15 protein-coding genes are annotated in these 15,402 nt (G+C 66.4%); 6 read left to right on the top strand and 9 right to left on the bottom strand.

Annotation, left to right across the window (positions count from 1 at the left end; genetic code table 11):
• Positions 1-311: 311 nt before the first annotated feature.
• Entirely contained in the window at positions 312-1,583 is a 1,272-nt protein-coding gene (gene tyrS, locus A5651_RS19970; RefSeq protein ID WP_197496700.1) for a tyrosine--tRNA ligase, read from the bottom strand.
• A 190-nt stretch (positions 1,584-1,773) separates the two neighbouring features.
• Here tyrS and A5651_RS19965 point away from each other — a divergent pair, with 190 nt between their 5' ends.
• A complete protein-coding gene (locus tag A5651_RS19965; RefSeq protein ID WP_066984891.1) occupies positions 1,774-2,469 on the top strand; it encodes a bifunctional 2-polyprenyl-6-hydroxyphenol methylase/3-demethylubiquinol 3-O-methyltransferase UbiG in 696 nt (231 codons plus the stop codon).
• Here A5651_RS19965 and A5651_RS19960 read toward each other — a convergent pair.
• Positions 2,466-3,077 carry a DNA-3-methyladenine glycosylase gene (locus A5651_RS19960; protein ID WP_066984888.1) on the bottom strand — a complete coding sequence of 204 codons (612 nt, stop codon included), beginning with the start codon at positions 3,075-3,077 and terminating at the stop codon, positions 2,466-2,468. The two genes, A5651_RS19965 and A5651_RS19960, sit on opposite strands and share 4 nt — an antisense overlap.
• A 58-nt stretch (positions 3,078-3,135) precedes the next feature.
• Here A5651_RS19960 and A5651_RS19955 point away from each other — a divergent pair, with 58 nt between their 5' ends.
• From A5651_RS19955 to A5651_RS19945, 3 genes are read left to right on the top strand one after another with little or no spacing between them, the layout of a single operon-like run.
• Positions 3,136-3,900 carry an ABC transporter ATP-binding protein gene (locus tag A5651_RS19955; protein WP_066984902.1) on the top strand — a complete coding sequence of 255 codons (765 nt, stop codon included), beginning with the start codon at positions 3,136-3,138 and terminating at the stop codon, positions 3,898-3,900.
• Positions 3,834-4,652: an ABC transporter permease gene (locus A5651_RS19950; RefSeq protein ID WP_082943870.1), complete on the top strand. Its 819-nt coding sequence runs from the start codon at positions 3,834-3,836 to the stop codon at positions 4,650-4,652. The genes A5651_RS19955 and A5651_RS19950 overlap by 67 nt, the downstream gene beginning before the upstream one ends.
• Positions 4,653-4,656: 4 nt before the next feature.
• Positions 4,657-5,289 (top strand): TetR/AcrR family transcriptional regulator, encoded by a 633-nt coding sequence (locus A5651_RS19945; protein ID WP_066984882.1) that lies wholly within the window; start codon positions 4,657-4,659, stop codon positions 5,287-5,289.
• Here the strand turns inward: A5651_RS19945 and A5651_RS19940 are convergent.
• From A5651_RS19940 to A5651_RS19930, 3 genes are all read right to left on the bottom strand, one after another.
• The gene (locus A5651_RS19940) at positions 5,264-5,479 is read right to left on the bottom strand and encodes a Trm112 family protein (RefSeq protein ID WP_066984879.1); all 216 of its coding nucleotides are present in this window, start codon (positions 5,477-5,479) and stop codon (positions 5,264-5,266) included. The genes A5651_RS19945 and A5651_RS19940 overlap by 26 nt on opposite strands.
• Positions 5,480-5,488: 9 nt before the next feature.
• Complete coding sequence (locus A5651_RS19935) at positions 5,489-5,968, bottom strand: hypothetical protein (RefSeq protein ID WP_066984876.1); 480 nt, start codon at positions 5,966-5,968, stop codon at positions 5,489-5,491.
• Positions 5,969-6,066: 98 nt separating this feature from the next.
• Positions 6,067-9,036, bottom strand: a complete 2,970-nt coding sequence (locus A5651_RS19930) for an acyl-CoA synthetase (protein WP_197496696.1) — start codon at positions 9,034-9,036, stop codon at positions 6,067-6,069.
• Positions 9,037-9,140: 104 nt separating this feature from the next.
• Here A5651_RS19930 and A5651_RS19925 point away from each other — a divergent pair, with 104 nt between their 5' ends.
• Positions 9,141-10,886 carry an ABC-F family ATP-binding cassette domain-containing protein gene (locus tag A5651_RS19925; RefSeq protein WP_066984873.1) on the top strand — a complete coding sequence of 582 codons (1,746 nt, stop codon included), beginning with the start codon at positions 9,141-9,143 and terminating at the stop codon, positions 10,884-10,886.
• Positions 10,887-10,993: 107 nt separating this feature from the next.
• Positions 10,994-12,289, top strand: a complete 1,296-nt coding sequence (locus A5651_RS19920; RefSeq protein ID WP_066984870.1) for a hypothetical protein — start codon at positions 10,994-10,996, stop codon at positions 12,287-12,289.
• Here the strand turns inward: A5651_RS19920 and A5651_RS19915 are convergent.
• Genes A5651_RS19915 through argH form a run of 4 tightly spaced genes read right to left on the bottom strand, consistent with a single transcriptional unit; the run spans position 12,267 to position 15,375 of the window.
• Positions 12,267-12,782, bottom strand: coding sequence for a hypothetical protein (locus tag A5651_RS19915; protein ID WP_066984867.1), 516 nt, complete (start codon positions 12,780-12,782; stop codon positions 12,267-12,269). The two genes, A5651_RS19920 and A5651_RS19915, sit on opposite strands and share 23 nt — an antisense overlap.
• Positions 12,779-13,342, bottom strand: a complete 564-nt coding sequence (locus A5651_RS19910; RefSeq protein ID WP_066984864.1) for a hypothetical protein — start codon at positions 13,340-13,342, stop codon at positions 12,779-12,781. The genes A5651_RS19915 and A5651_RS19910 overlap by 4 nt, the downstream gene beginning before the upstream one ends.
• Positions 13,339-13,944 carry a hypothetical protein gene (locus A5651_RS19905; RefSeq protein ID WP_156663081.1) on the bottom strand — a complete coding sequence of 202 codons (606 nt, stop codon included), beginning with the start codon at positions 13,942-13,944 and terminating at the stop codon, positions 13,339-13,341. Before A5651_RS19905 ends, A5651_RS19910 begins: the two co-directional genes overlap by 4 nt.
• A gap of 18 nt (positions 13,945-13,962) precedes the next feature.
• A complete protein-coding gene (argH, locus tag A5651_RS19900; RefSeq protein ID WP_066984861.1) occupies positions 13,963-15,375 on the bottom strand; it encodes an argininosuccinate lyase in 1,413 nt (470 codons plus the stop codon).
• Positions 15,376-15,402: the final 27 nt, after the last annotated feature.

Below are 15,402 nucleotides of genomic sequence, written 5' to 3'. Positions count from 1 at the left end.
CGCCAAGAATGTGGCCAAACAAAAACAACAAACAAAAACCACCAAACACACTATTGAGTTCTCAAACAACACACCCGTTCCGGCCGCGCAACCAACACGCGGCACAAGGCCGCGTACTCGTAATGCGGACGTTCGGGAACCCACCGAAGTGGAGCTTCCCTCTGGGACGCCGTCGCGCTCAGCGGCTGGGCCGCGTCGCGACGACTTCAATAAGTTACGTGAGGGAAAACTTGGAGTCAAATGGGCTGATCGGCGGTGTGTCTCAACGGTTCCGCCGGTCGTGCGCAGCGTCGTGCGTCGACTCCGACGAGTTAGTCAACACGTTGCACGCCAGCGATATTCCGCTTGCCGCGACGCAGCACCAACCACCGGCCGTGAAGGAAGTCGGACGGTTGCGGAGTCCAGTCGTCGCCCTCGATGCGGACGTTGTTGACGTAGGCGCCGCCCTCCGCGACCGTCCGTCGCGCCGCCCCCTTGCTGTCGACGAGCCCGCTGGCCACCAGGAGGTCGGTGATGGCGTTCGGGCTGCCAGGCTTCAGCTCTGCCACCTGGTTGTTGCTGGCTTCGCGTAGCGCCGCGGCCAAGGTCGGCTCGTCGAGCTGCGCCAGCTCCCCTCGACCGAAGAGCGCCTGGCTGGCATGTTCGACCGCAGCGCACTGCGGCTGTCCGTGGACCAGCGTGGTGAGCTCCTGCGCCAGCCTGCGCTGGGCGGCGCGCTCGTGCGGCCGCTCTGCGGTGGCCTGCTCGAGCGCGTCCAATTCCTCGCGCGACAGGAACGTGAACCACTTCAAGTACGGCACCACGTCCGCGTCGGCGGTATTGAAGAAGTACTGGTACCAGGCGTACGGGCTGGTCATCTCTGGGTCGAGCCACAGATTGCCGCCCCCGGTCGACTTACCGAACTTCTTGCCTTCGGAGTCGGTGACCAGCGGCGTGGTCAGGGCGTGCACCATCGTGCCCTCCTTCTGACGCACCAACCGGACGCCGGCGATGATGTTGCCCCACTGGTCGGATCCGCCGATCTGCAGCGCGCAACCGTAACGTCGGTGCAGTTCGACGTAGTCGTTGGCCTGCAGCAGCATGTAGCTGAACTCGGTGTAGGAGATGCCTTCGCCCTCCAGCCGGCGCCGCACGGTGTCGCGGTCGAGCATCACGTTGACCGAGAAGTGTTTTCCGACGTCGCGCAGGAATTCGATCGTCGACAGCGGGCCCGTCCAGGACAGGTTGTTTTCCACCACGGCTCCCGTAACGGAGTCGTGGAATTCGACGAAGCGCTCGAGTTGCCCACGTATTCGGTCCGCCCAGTCCGCAACGGTGTCCGCGGTGTTCAGGGTGCGCTCGCCGGTTTCGCGGGGATCACCGATCATGCCCGTGGCACCTCCCGCGAGCACGATCGGCCGATGGCCCGCCTGCTGAAAGCGCCGCAGTGTGAGCAGCGGGATCAGATGGCCGGCGTGCAGACTCGGGGCCGTGGGATCGAAGCCGGAGTACACGGTGACGGGTCCCGCGGCCAATGCCGCCTTCAGCGCGTCCTCGTCGGTGGACTGAGCGATCAGCCCGCGCCAACGCAGCTCGTCGAGGATGTCCGGATTGTCCTTAGACGTCACGATGTCGATCTTCCCGTACCCCGGTGGAGCGGCCCCAGCCGGTGCGTTGACGGGTCGGCCACACCGCGCTGCGAGGGCACGCGCGCCGCCGCCTCATCCGCACTTGCGGCCGATAGCATGGCGCAGTCGAACGCATTCCGTTCCAGAGGGGAGAGTCGAAACTCGTATGACACCACCCCATCCCGACCGAGACGAGATCCGCAAAGGAGCGGCGTTCTACAACGCGCGGGGGCTCTTCATCTACAACCTTTACGTCTTGAGGTTTAACAACCGATGGCTGTGGCGCTGCCCCCGCCGCCGCCTCCTGCAGCATTACGACGAGCACATCCGGTGTCGCCACCTCGACATCGGGCCCGGCACCGGTTGGTACCTGCAGCACGCCACGTTCCCCTGCCCTGAGCCCAATCTCACGCTTCTCGACCTGAGTCCTGACAGCCTCGCGACGGCCGGCAGACGCCTCCGCAAGCTGGCGCCGACGCTGCTGCATTCGGACATCTTTTCGTCGATCCACACCGAAGAGAGATTCGACTCTATCGCCGCCAACTACGTGTTCCATTGCATCCCCGGCGACTGGAAGACCAAATCCTTGGCGATCGAAAACGTAGCCGACGCTCTCGCACCGGATGGAGTGTTCTTCGGCTCGACGATCCTGGGGGTAGGTGTTCGCCACAACCTGCTTGGCCGACGAACGATGAAGCGGTTCAACACCTCTGGGACCTTCCACAACGACACGGACGATCTCGCCGGCCTGCAGCGGGCTCTCGACACCTACTTCGAGACGTTCACCACGACGATGGTGGGTACCGTCGCGCTGTTCACCGCCAGCCGTCCGCGCAACCGCGGCATAACGACTGGCACCTAGTCACTCTCGCCCAGCGCCGGCGCCCGCGGACTGCGGCGGTACAGCGACACTTCCGGGCGTCCCGCCAGCCAGAATCGCCATGGCCGATCGGCCGCCAGACTGACCCCCACACGTGGGCCCTCAGCCGCAGGGCGCTGCTCCCCCAGCGCTAGCCGGACCGGGCTGTGCGGGTCGAAAAGGTCAATCCCGTTGTCGTCCATGGTGATTCCCAGCGCTGAACACAGATTGCCGGGGCCGCGGGCCAGGGCCGTCGGCCGCACCGACTCTCCCCGCCGAAGCGCTGCGACCTCCAGCCCGGACTCGACCGCCGCCGCTCGCAGCAGAACCGCACCCGCCACCCCGTCGTAGGCGCAGACCACGTTCGCGCAGACGTGTATGCCGTGGCTCCGGTACGTGTACAGCCGGCCAGCCGGCCCGAACATCACGGAGTTGCGTCCACCGGGCCCGCGATACGAGTGGGACGCGGCGTCCGGCCACGGACCGTCGGGCGGGCCGCCGTAGGCCTCGACCTCGACGATCATCGCGCTGACGCCGCGGCCGATCAGCGCTGCGCCCAGAAGTCGGCGGGCCGCCTCGACGGGATCGGCGGGCAGCGACTTCGTGGTCATCGAGGCGATTGTGCCTGCAGGTCTTGACACGCCCAAACCGCGGGAGGATATTCATCCTATGATGACTTCATCGAGTGATGAATTGTTGGACACGGGCATTGAGCCAGTCATCGCTATCGAACATCTGCGGGTCGTCCGCGGAAAACGTCCCGCGATTCACGACCTGTCCGTGCGTATTGCCCGCGGCACCATCACCGGCCTGCTCGGGCCTTCCGGCTGCGGCAAGACCACGCTGATCCGCTGCATTGTCGGAACCCAGATCGTCACGGGCGGACGAGTCACCGTCCTCGGCCACGCGGCCGGGTCCGCTCCCCTGCGCGGGCGCGTCGGATACATGCCGCAGGACGCGACCATCTACGACGACCTGCGGGTCGTCGACAACGTCCGCTATTTCGGGTCGCTGTACGAAGTCGATTCCAAGTCAGCCGACGAGGCCGTTTCCGCCGTCGGCCTCGACGATCACCGAACCGCGTTGTGCAGCAACCTGTCCGGCGGACAACGCGCCCGTGTCTCGCTTGCCTGTGCGCTGGTGGCGGCTCCTGATGTGCTGGTGCTCGACGAGCCGACCGTCGGCCTCGATCCGGTGCTGCGCGTCGACCTCTGGGAACAGTTTCAACGACTCGCCCAACGCGGAACGACGTTGCTCGTTTCCAGCCACGTCATGGATGAAGCCGATCACTGCGGCGACCTACTGCTCATGCGGGAAGGACACCTTCTCGCCCACACCACGCCACGGAAATTACGGGAGGAAACCGGATGTCAGTCACTGGAGGAAGCGTTTCTGTCCGTCATCCGGCACAGCACCGAAGCCGCAGCAAGCTGAGCCTGACCGGCTATCTGGCCACCACCGGGCGCATCCTGCGCCAGCTGGGCGCCGATCATCGCAGCGTCGCGATGATCTTGGTCGTTCCCAGCCTGATCATCACGCTGATGTACTTCATGTTCCAGAACGCGCCGCATCCACCGGGCGGCCCGTCGCCGTTCAACAACGCGTGTCTGATCATGCTCGGCGTGTTCCCGTTGATCGTCATGTTCCTGATCACCTCGATAACCATGCAGCGCGAACGGGTTTCGGGAACGTTGGAGCGAATCCTGACCACGCCGCTGAGTCGACTCGAACTGCTGGGCGCCTACGGCACCGCGTTTTCGATCGCCGCAGCCGCGCAGGCCACGCTCGCCTGCATCGTGTCGTTCTGGTTCCTTGGTCTGGACACGAAGGGCAGCCCGCTGCTGGTGTTCGTGATCGCGATCATCAACGCCGTCCTCGGCGTCGGCCTCGGCCTACTGTGCAGCGCGTTCGCCCGCACCGAGTTTCAGGCCGTGCAGTTCATGCCCGTCGTCATCGCCCCCCAACTGTTGTTGTGCGGCATCATCGTGCCCCGCGACGTGATGCCCGACTGGCTGCAGTGGATCAGCAACGTGCTGCCCGCCAGCTACGCTTTGGAGGCGCTGCGGCAGGTCGGCGCGTATTCGGACCTGACGGCGATCGCGCTCCGGGACATCATCGTGGTCATCGGCTTTGCGGTCGTCGCGCTGTGCTTGGCCGCCGCGACACTGCGAAGAAGGACACCATAGAGCGTTGACGACCAATACCGACCGAAAGCGCCCCGGGCGACCGCCGGGCACATCCGATACCCGCGAGCGGATTCTCGCAACTGCCCGAGAACTCTTCGCCCGCAACGGGATCGATAAGACGTCGATCCGTGCCATCGCCGCCGAGGCGGGCGTCGACCCCGCTCTGGTCCACCACTATTACGGCACCAAGACGCAGCTGTTCGCCGCGGCCATCCACATTCCGATTGACCCGATGACGGTAATCGGACCGATCAAGGAAGTGCCGGTCGAACGGATCGGTTACGTCCTGCCGTCGATCCTGTTGCCATTGTGGGATTCCGAGCTGGGCAAGGGATTCATCGCGACACTGCGGTCAATTCTGGCGGGCAACGACGCATCGCTCGTGCGGTCGTTCCTGCAAGAGGTCGTCGCCGCCGAGGTGGGCTCACGGGTGGACAATCCGCCGGGCAGCGGACGGATCCGGGTTCAGTTCGTCGCGTCGCAGCTCGTCGGCGTTGTCATGGCCCGCTACATCCTGGAATTGGAGCCGTTCCGGTCGCTGCCGGTCGACCAGATCGCCGAGACGATCGCACCCAACCTGCAGCGGTACCTGACCGGAGACCTGCCCGGGCTCACCGAGATGACGACGCGCGGCTGAGAAGCCGTTCGTGCTCGGCGTCGTCGCAGATCGCGACGGCCTCGTCGACGAGCAGCACCGGGATACCGTCCTCGATGCGGTATGCACGACGCAGCCGCGGGTTGTAGAGCAGTTCGTCATCACCGATCAACAGCAACGGCCCACGGTCTTCGGGACAGACCAGGATGCGAAGCAGCTTTTCGTCAACCATGGCGGCAGGTCAGCCGACCGGCGCGGCGACAGAAGAGCCGCCCGGGCCGCCCATGATGACACCACCCTGATTGAACGGGGCAGGCGCGCCTCCGATGGCGAAGCCGGGCTGGTCTGCGCCCTGCTGTTGCTGCTGCGCGGCTGCCTGCGCCTGGATCTTTCGCTGGTAGGAGATGGTGGCCTTGAGTGCCTCGACCAACGGCGCCTGGTTCGGCCGCTCGTCTAATGCCTCGACGATGGCCGTCTTGTTCGCGTTGGAAGGCTTGAATCCGAGATTGCGAAGCACCAGCACCTCGTGGACGAGGTTCGAGAGCTGACCGCCCCCGGCACCCATGTCGTAATCCTGCTGAATGATCGCCAGCGCCTGGTCGCCGGTCATCTTCGGCGCCGGGGCCTCGGTATCGGTCGTGTTGTCGGTGGCCGGCGCGGCAACGCTGACCGGCGCGCCCAAACCCGCCACGAGCGCGCCGACGATCGCGCCACCAGCCACGGCACCCGCAACGCGGCACCAACGGTTCTGCGATGTCATCGATCCTCCAGTGGATGGCTGCGCCGAGCCTAACAGTGCGCCGGCCGGCCAGCAGGGCTTCAGTTCCCGCCCTCGACCAGCTCGGTGCGTACCGCGGTGGTCAAGCGCTTGTACGTGTCGGTGTCGGTGTCCAGGTACCACGCGTTCCTCGACGGCTTGGGAATGCCGGTCGCGCGCAGCGGGCTGACCATCGGCCTGTAGGACGCGCTCAGCGCCATCTCGTTCACGACATACACGATGTCGGGCGGCGCGCCCACCGGCAGATCGGCCAACGCCTCGGACAGATCAGCCGCCGCCACGCTGCCGCCGGGGCGCAGCGCGACCGCGGTGACAGCGACCCGGTGCCCACCGGTGTCGACCGGATAGGTCACCGCCATGTCCACCGCGTCGATGCCGCCGAGCGCATCGCTCACCGGCGTGGTGTACACCGGGCCGCGTTCGGTGCGGATCACCAGACTGCGGTTGTCCACCAGCCAGTAGTCGCCGTCCTCGTCACGACGGAACAGATACTCGGCCGACACCCAGGTGTCCGCCGGTGCGAACACGCCGCGCTTCACCGACGCCGTCGGGTCGATCGGCCCGCGTGGCCGGGCCAGCAGCACGCCGACCTCGTTGGTGTCGGCCTGCCGGACGAACCCGTTGTCGTCCTCCAGGATCAGGTCGTCCTCCGGGTCGTATGCCGCCAGCCGAATGTCTCCACCGCCGGGCAGCGGCCTGCCCTTGCTGCCCACCTTGGCACCGGACACATTGGCCAACACCGCCTGTCCGTCAGTGGTTGCGAAGAATTCGACGACACGCGCGGGCTTGAAAACTTCGACCACCCGGCACCACAGACCGGCGGGCATGCCGGACCCGATGAACAGCCGCACCGGATGGTTGCCGGTCAGCACGAACGACGGGTCGTCGATAACTTCCCGCAGCATCGCCCACGTGTAGGACACAACCGTCACGCCGTACTGCCGGATCTCCTGGACGAATCGGTCGGGGCGCAGTCCTCGCGACAGCGCGATCCGCGAGCCGCCGACGACCGCGCCGCCGAGGCTGACCAAGAGCCCGGACTGGTGGTGCAGCGGCGTCAGGCAGTAGACGGTGTCACCGCGGCCCAGGTTGGCCGCCGACGCAGTGCCGATGGCCGACAACGCCCATCGATAGTTCGTGATCTGGCGTGCAAGCAGCTGACCGCCGACGGTGCTGAACCCGATGAACGCCAGGTCGCGGGCCAGCCCCGGGTTGGGCCGGTACCAGCCCGGCAAATCAACGCTGTCGGGATCGATCTGCTCCATGTCGATGACGTCGGCATCATCGGGCAGGTGCAGGTCTCGTGACTCGCCGCCGCCGAGCACCAGCACCCGCGTCGACAGCCCGCGGGCCGCCTCGAGGTTGCTGGGGTCTGCGATGATCTCGGACACGCCGCCGAGCCGGGCGGCGGTGGCCAGGTCGACGTCGGGTGGCATCAGCACGGCCACCGCGCCGAGGCGCGACAGCGCCGCGATCGCCACCAGCGCGCTGGGCCGCGTTTCCATCAAAACGCCGACGTGGGCCCCCTGGCGGACACCGACCTCGATGAGCCCGCGGACCACGTTGTTGATGCGGCGGTCGACGGCTTCGTAGGTGTGCACCCGCCCGTCGAACAGCAGCGCTTCCCCGTTGGGGACATCGCGTGCCTGCTCGGACATGATGCGGCCGAGCGAGATGCGGGTGTGGTCGTTGATCTGGCCGAGCCGGGCCAGCCTCGGCAGCGTACGGACCGTCTCGACGGCGAGCGCCCTGGCCGATTTGTTGGCGGCGACGACGGCGTCAGCGGCCGAGCGGGCCAGGGTGAACGCCATCTCGCCGGCTGCAGTGGCACCGTGGGCCAGCCTCGACGTCAGGGCCACACCGCTCTCGTCGCTTTGTTTCGGTTGCAGTGCCATCGGCGCGACACCGTCGGGCAGATCTGCGTTTCCGTCGATCGATTTGACCCATTGCGCCACTGTCGGCCATGTTTGAGTGGACGCCTTCGATCCGACGACCAGGCCGAAATGGCCTGCGCGGATCAGGTATTCGTACACATCGGCCTGCGGCGCGGCACGCTTGATCCCGCGCACCGCGGCGGGTTGGCCGATATCGTCCACCTCGCCGACGACTGCCAGCACCGGGCAGTTGATATCGCTAAGCGTGACCAGGTCGCCGTGTATGGAGAACCCTCCGGTCATCATCCGATTGTGGGCGATGAACTGCTTGAGCAGCTCCGCGATCGCCGGTCCCGACCAGGCGATCCAGCCCTCCGACGCGAGAAACCTGCGCTGCTGCTCACGGGGCAGCAGCGCTTCCCGGTCGTGCAGCTGGCGCAGGAAGTCGATCCGCGACTGGGCGGTCTTGAGGGGGTCGAGCATCTGAAAGCCGGTACGGGCCAGCCAGCTCGGGATGTCGATGCGGCTGAACACATGGTCGGCCATGAAATCGGCTGCGCCGGCTGCGACTCCGGCGGGCAGGTTCATCGGAAGCGCGGCGAGCGTGTCCACCGGCGCCCCGAAGGCGATGATGCTCGCGAGGTCCTTCGACCGGCGATACGCCGCGGCCTGATAGCAGAACATGCCGCCCTGCGAGTAGCCCGCGAGGTGCACGTCGCGCTGGGTGATCTCCTTGACGGTGTCGATGGCCTCGCTCAGCGCGACGACGTGATCGGCGAGGTTGCGCTGCATGCCGCCCTCGACCTTGTCGGGTTCGCCGAAGTCGATGACCCACGGGTCGATGCCGCCGTTGTGCAGAATGCCGACGGCACCGTCGGCGCGGGTGACGTCCCACATGTCGGCCGACATCATCATCGGGTGCACCATGAGCACCGGCGGGCCGGGTGGCTTCGAACCCGGACGGGTGTCGGGCGGGAAGTACCGGCGCAGCTTGTACATCGGCACGCTTTCGACGATCTGGAACGGCGACGGCACCGCGCCCGTCTCCAGACCTCCGTAACGCAGTACTTCCAGACCGTTCTGGGCGGTGGCCACCAACCGCCCCACCGGCTTGGTTATTGCCGAAAGGTCCACCACCGGCGGTTCCCCTTTTGTCACACCTGTCCCCCGATTTACGAGGTCATCATGGCATAGAGCCTGCGTCGCCAACGACGAGACGCCGTACCTATCATCGGCGGCTGATGGCCAATCTGATCAATGTCGAGCGCGCGACGCTGGGCTACGGCACCCGCACGCTGCTGAACGCCGCCAGCTTCGGGGTGGACGAGGGCGACGCGATCGGGGTCGTCGGACGCAACGGCGACGGAAAATCGACGTTGCTGCAGGTGCTCACCGGAACCCGTCAGCCCGACACCGGCCGCGTCACCCACACCTCGGGTCTGTCGGTGGGATACCTGCGCCAGAGCGACGACTTCGCAGAGGGAACCACCGTCCGGGAGGTGATCGTCGGCGGCAGGCCCGACCACATCTGGGCAGCCGAATCCCAGACGCGTGCGGTCGTCGAGCATCTGCTGACAGCGGTCGACCTGGACAGTAAGGTCGCCGACCTCAGCGGCGGTGAGCGACGCCGCGTCGCGTTGGCCGCCGTGCTGCTCGGCGGGCATGACGTCCTGGTGCTCGACGAACCGACGAACCACCTCGACGTGGAAGTAATCGGCTGGTTGGCCCAGCACCTGTCCGGGCTGCGGTCCGCGGCGCTCGTCGTCGTGAGCCACGACCGCTGGTCCCTCGATGCGGTCACCACGAAGACCTGGGAGGTGCACGACGGGGAGATCGACGCGTACGACGGTGGCTACGCCGCCTACGTCTTGGCCCGCGCGGAGCGGATGCGACTGGAAGCCGGCGCCGAAGCGCGGCGCAGGAATCTGATGCGCAAGGAGTTGGCGTGGCTGCGCCGCGGTCCGCCCGCCAGGACCTCCAAGCCGAAGTTCCGCATCCAGGCGGCCAACGAGCTCATCGCCAACGAACCGCCACCCCGGGATTCGCTTGTGCTGCAGCGCTTTGCGACCACGCGGCTGGGAAAGGACGTGTTCGACCTGCATCGGCTGCGGCTCGAGGTCGGTGACCGCGTCGTTCTGGACGCCATAGACTGGTCCATCGGACCCGGCGCCCGGATCGGGCTTGTCGGCGTCAACGGCACCGGCAAGACATCGGTGCTGCGGCTCCTCGCCGGTGAACTGCAGCCGGCCGCAGGCACCATCAAGCGCGGCGCCACCCTGAGGATTGGCTACCTGAGCCAGGCGCTGGCCGAGCTGACCGGCGACCGGGTCATCGACGCGGTCGAAAACCGCCGCCGCCTGAGCCAATTGGCGAACGGGCGCGAAATCAGCGCCGACACTCTGCTGAAGGAATTCGGTTTCACCGGCGACAAGCTCATCGCCAAGATCGCCGATCTGTCCGGTGGTGAACGGCGTCGACTGCAGTTCCTGCGCATTCTGCTCGACGAACCAAACGTGCTGCTGCTTGACGAGCCGACCAACGACCTCGACATCGACACCCTCACCGTCATCGAGGACTACCTCGACGACTGGCCGGGCACGTTGATCGTCGTCACCCACGACCGCTACTTCCTCGAGCGCGTCACCGACGTCACCTACGCCCTCACCGGAGGTGGTCGGTGCGACCTACTACCGGGCGGCATCGAGCAGTACCTCGCCGAGCGGGTGGCCGATGAGCCCACGCCCGCGCGGCCGGAAGCGCAACGCACCGAGTCGGCCTCGGCCCGCGAGCGTCGGGCGGGCAAGGAAATGGCCCGCATCGAAGGGCAACTCGCCAAGCTGGAGCAGCGAATCGCGGCCATGCACGAGACGATGGCCGACGCCGCGGCCGACCATGTCCGGCTGAGCGAGCTGAATGGTGAGCTCAATGAGCTGATGGCGCATAAGGAATCGCTCGAAGAAGCCTGGTTGGCCGCCGCCGAGGAGTGACGATCTCGTATTCGAGGGCCTCGTACCACGTCACCGCAAGGGGATTCTCCGAAGATGCCCGTATCTACCTGGCGAAGAAGTCGCGCTGAGCTGTCTACGATGTCGCTGTGCGCTATGTGCTGCGGCCGTTCGCTCTGTGTTGGCGCTATTGGCCGCAACTAGTCGCGATCTACCTCATGGGATGGCTTGGGCGTAAAGGCGCCATCGAACTCGCCGCGTATGTCGGCTGGGACAACGACGTCTGGGCATCGCTGATCATGCCGTTCGCCGGCCTGGCCCGGCTCGGCTCATATGTGGGAATGTTCCTCGTGCTGCGGCCGGCCATTCCCGCGTTGGCGGCACTGCCGCGGCGCACGGCGCGCAGCGTCGATGTTTTCGCCAACATCATCGTGCCGTTCTTCGCCATCTATCTGGCGTGGAAACTCTTCGCCGAGGACTGGCTCGACTTCGAGACCGCCGCGCTCAACTACCGCGTCGGCGACGCGATGATGAAGACGGTGACGACGGGCCAGACGAGCGAGCTTCATCCCGATCAGCTGCCGGTGAGCACCACCACGTGGGTGATCATCGTCTCAGCACTGGTGATCCGGTATGTGCTCAGCCGGTTCAAGGAGAGCCTGCCCGGCTGGGTGATCGCCGTGCGCGTCTACGTCGACGCCTTGTGGGTCTTTCTCACCATCAGTTTGGCGGCCAGCCAGGGCGTCAGCTTCCTGATCAACCCGGCCGGCTGGCTCGCCCGGCGACGAATCGTCGTGTGGTTCAACGACACCCGCGCCGAACTCTTCTCGCATTTCGCGCCGCTCGAGCATTTGTGGGACGCCGTGATGCTGGTGCTGCGCACGGTGTTCGGTGGCGCGACGATCCCGCTCCTGTGGCTGGCGGTGGCAGGAATCGTTTACGGCGTTTCCATCCCGGGTTGGCGCGACACCGCCCGTCGCGTCGTGGGTAGCCGCGCCGACCTGGTCTTCGAGCGCGCCGCCGCAGGCACGAAACGATTTGGCGGACGGAGATGGCGGGTGCCTCAAACGTTGGGGCAGAGGCTGTGGGCCTGGTTTATCGCCAGGCTGGGCAATTATGGGACGATCGTGGATTCGGCGCGGTTGGTCCTTCACGGCGGCTTCCTCGCGCTGGCCCTGTACATCTTCGGGTATCTGGGTCTGGCCTGGCTGGATATGGCCGGCGCCTTCTATCGCCCTGAGTTGAGCGTCGGCTACCTTTTCCGTTCCGTCGCATGGCTTTTCGGACCCCACCCCCTGGACTTCTGGAATGGTTTCACCGACACGATTGCGCTCGCCTCGCACATGATCATCGAACCGCTGCGAGTGTGTCTGATCGCCTCGACGGTGGCGTACTGCCTCGAACACGTCCGGCCACAGGAAACTACAGCAGTAGCCGCACCGTGATCGTGCCGTCGAACGCGACGACGTCCATCGCCGTCGGCACCACATCGTTGGGTAATAGGAACGAAAACTGAAGCAGCCCGGTTCCGTCGCACATGCTGGACACACCGTCGCGTTCGGGCGGGGCGAACCCGCCGATACCCTCGTTCTTCCACCGGCGTTGACCGTCGGTGATCACCCCCTTGCAGATCTGCTTCTGCGGCGGCGGTGGTCCTGTGCGCTCAACGGTGACGACGGTCAACACGGTGCCCGCGGGTAACGGCGGGCCGAAACTTCGCGGGCTGCGGTTCAGATGCCGTACCGAGGCGATCTTCCAGGTGTATCCCCCGGCGTTACCGCTCTGGCCTGCAGGCACGACGGCGCCGGGAGTCACCGTACGCCGGTACGTCGCCCACGAGTCGCCCAGGCCGGTGACGATCACGACGGCGATGGCTGCGACGGCAACCAGCGCAGCGATCACGTTGCGCACCCACAACTTCGACAGGTGTGCTCTCATGACGCACTCAGCTCGGGTTTGTTCAGCGTGACTTCGTTGACCCGGCTGAAACGTGAACCGTGGGTAGGGATCTCGATGAGCAGACGCGAATCCAGCCGTCCATCGCCAACCCAGACCATCAGCGTCAGCGGATCCGATGATCCCGGCGCCACGGCGGGATCCACGTCGAACACCCACGAGCCGGTGAGCGTCAGCCCCGGGCTGATTTCGGCCAACAGGGTGTCACTGAAGAACCGGTCGCTCGGGTCATAGGTGTTGGGCCCGACGAGCAGCTTGCTGTGCGGCAGCTCCGTGCTGCGCGTCCCTTCCAGCGCCGCGTCGACAACAACCCAGACACCAGCTGGCTTCACCGTGTCCACGACCGGGGTGACCCGCGTGTTCGTAACAGTGGCAGAGACGGCGCGACCCGTTGCCGCCCTGCCGGCTTCGGCGTGGACGTCGAACGGGCCGAACACGTCGGTGGGGCCCGGCAGGCACTGCCACACCACGGCGCCCGCCGCCACCGTCACCACAACCCCGATGACGGTCAGCGCACGCCGCGACGGCAACCGGGCCTTCACGCCGAATCCTTCACCGGAACGACGACCTGCCCGTAATCGTCGGTGTCGATCCACGCCTTGTCACCGTAGGTGACCTTCAACTGCGAGTACTTCTTCTTCCACACGCGGATCGTCACCGATCGAAGCGACTTGGCGGTCGATTCCGGTACTTGCCAAGCGAACACCAATTCTTCGGAGAGCCCGGGGCCAAGGGTCTGGATGGGCGAGCCGTCGCGAAACCGGAAGATGCCGAAGAGTTCTGCGCCACGTACATCGCGGAGGTCCAGCTGGCTGTGGAGACGCCCGGGGACGGCGCTGTCGTTGCGCACCGTAACCAGCACCCCGAGGTAGAGCAACCCCGGCTTCGGTTTGCCGTAGGTGCCTTTGAGCTCGTTGACCACCCGTGCGCGCTCGATGATTAGGGTGTATTGGCCGTCGCTGAACTCTTGGCCGGGATCGAATGGGGTGACCTCCTTATCGACGGTGTCGAGGCCGCCGAAGGCAGCGGTGGCCAGGAGGACAAGGACTAGCGCCACCCGTCCCGTCTGCGGTGAGATCAAGCGCGGCAGCCAGCGGCTCCATCGACCGTCCCGCTCGACGGACGCAGCGGGGGGACCCTCCATGCTGCTGAATGCTAGTGGCTAACGGCGTATCCGGGCACGGAGCGCGTCGGCGGTGTCGCGCACGGCGCCGAGCTGCTTGGCGACCTGGATCGGCGCGGTGCCGCCCCGTGCGTCACGCGAGTTCACCGACCCTGCCACGGTCAGCACCTCGCGAACGTCGGGTGACAACTCCGGATGGATGTCGGCAAGCTCGGCGTCTTCCAGCTCCTCGAGGCCAACCCCCCTCGCCTCGGCGGCGCGGACGGCCGCGCCCGCCGCCTCATGGGCGACCCGGAACGGCACGCCGCGGCGCACCAGCCATTCGGCCAGATCGGTGGCCAGCGTGTAGCCGAGGGGCGCCAGCTCGGCCATCCGGTCGACGTCGAATCGCAGGGTGGCCACGAGGCCGGCCATCGCCGGCAGCAGCAACTCCAGCTGGGCCACCGAGTCGAACACCGGCTCCTTGTCCTCCTGCAGATCGCGGTTGTAGGCCAGCGGCTGCGCCTTCAAGGTCGCCAACAGCCCGGCCAGATTGCCGATCAGCCGCCCCGACTTGCCACGGGCCAGCTCGGCGATGTCGGGGTTCTTCTTCTGCGGCATGATGGAGCTTCCCGTCGACCACGAGTCATGCAGCGTCACATACCCGAATTCGGTTGTGCTCCACAGGATGATGTCCTCGGCAAGGCGCGACAGGTCGACACCGATCATCGTGAAGACGAACGCGGCCTCCGCTGCGAAATCGCGCGCGGCGGTGGCGTCCACCGAATTGTCCGCCGCGGCGCTGAACCCCAGTTCCGCCGCGATGGCGTCGGGATCGAGGCCCAGCGACGACCCGGCGAGTGCGCCTGCGCCGTAAGGAGATACCGCGGCGCGCACATCGAAGTCGATAAGCCGGTCGACGTCGCGCAGCAGCGGGTGTGCGTGGGCCAGCAGGTGGTGGGCCAGCAGGATCGGCTGGGCTGACTGCAGGTGCGTTTTGCCCGGCATGATCGCCGTCGGATGTGCAGCGGCCTGAGTGGCCAACGCGGACACCACCTCCAGTGTCACGTCGGCGACGCGCCGTACGGCATCGCGCAGCCACAGTCGAAACAGCGTGGCCACCTGGTCATTTCGGGACCGGCCGGCCCGTAGTCGGCCACCGAGTTCCGCGCCGACCCGTTCGATCAGGCCGCGCTCAAGCGCGCCGTGCACGTCCTCGTCGGTGACCAGCGGCAAGAAGCTGCCGTCGGCGACGTCGGCGGCGAGGCTGTCCAGGCCGGCCAGCAGGCCGTCGCGCTGCTCCTCGGTCAGCAGGCCCGCGCTGAACAGCACCCGCGTGTGTGCCTTCGATGCCGTGATGTCATAAGGCGCGAGCACCCAGTCGAAATGGGTCGACTTGCTCAGCGCGGCGAGTGCGTCCGACGGGCCGTCGGCGAACCGACCGCCCCACAGCGACCCCTCGTTGGTGCTCACCGTTACTTGAGGTCCCTTCGGGCGGCG

It is taken from the genome of Mycobacterium sp. 1274761.0, from assembly GCF_001668615.1.
Lineage (GTDB): Bacteria > Actinomycetota > Actinomycetes > Mycobacteriales > Mycobacteriaceae > Mycobacterium.
Note: the sequence above shows the minus strand (reverse complement) of the source record. Positions and strands in the feature narration are given on the sequence as shown.

Excerpts from the sequence above, each read along its gene's own strand:
- A5651_RS19965 (WP_066984891.1), top strand. The coding sequence starts at position 1,774 with ATGACACCACCCCATCCCGACCGAGACGAGATCCGCAAAGGAGCGGCG.
- A5651_RS19960 (WP_066984888.1), bottom strand. The coding sequence starts at position 3,077 with ATGACCACGAAGTCGCTGCCCGCCGATCCCGTCGAGGCGGCCCGCCGA.
- A5651_RS19950 (WP_082943870.1), top strand. The coding sequence starts at position 3,834 with ATGTCAGTCACTGGAGGAAGCGTTTCTGTCCGTCATCCGGCACAGCAC.
- A5651_RS19925 (WP_066984873.1), top strand. The coding sequence starts at position 9,141 with ATGGCCAATCTGATCAATGTCGAGCGCGCGACGCTGGGCTACGGCACC.
- A5651_RS19940 (WP_066984879.1), bottom strand. The coding sequence starts at position 5,479 with ATGGTTGACGAAAAGCTGCTTCGCATCCTGGTCTGTCCCGAAGACCGT.
- A5651_RS19915 (WP_066984867.1), bottom strand. The coding sequence starts at position 12,782 with ATGAGAGCACACCTGTCGAAGTTGTGGGTGCGCAACGTGATCGCTGCG.
- A5651_RS19905 (WP_156663081.1), bottom strand. The coding sequence starts at position 13,944 with ATGGAGGGTCCCCCCGCTGCGTCCGTCGAGCGGGACGGTCGATGGAGC.
- A5651_RS19955 (WP_066984902.1), top strand. The coding sequence starts at position 3,136 with ATGATGACTTCATCGAGTGATGAATTGTTGGACACGGGCATTGAGCCA.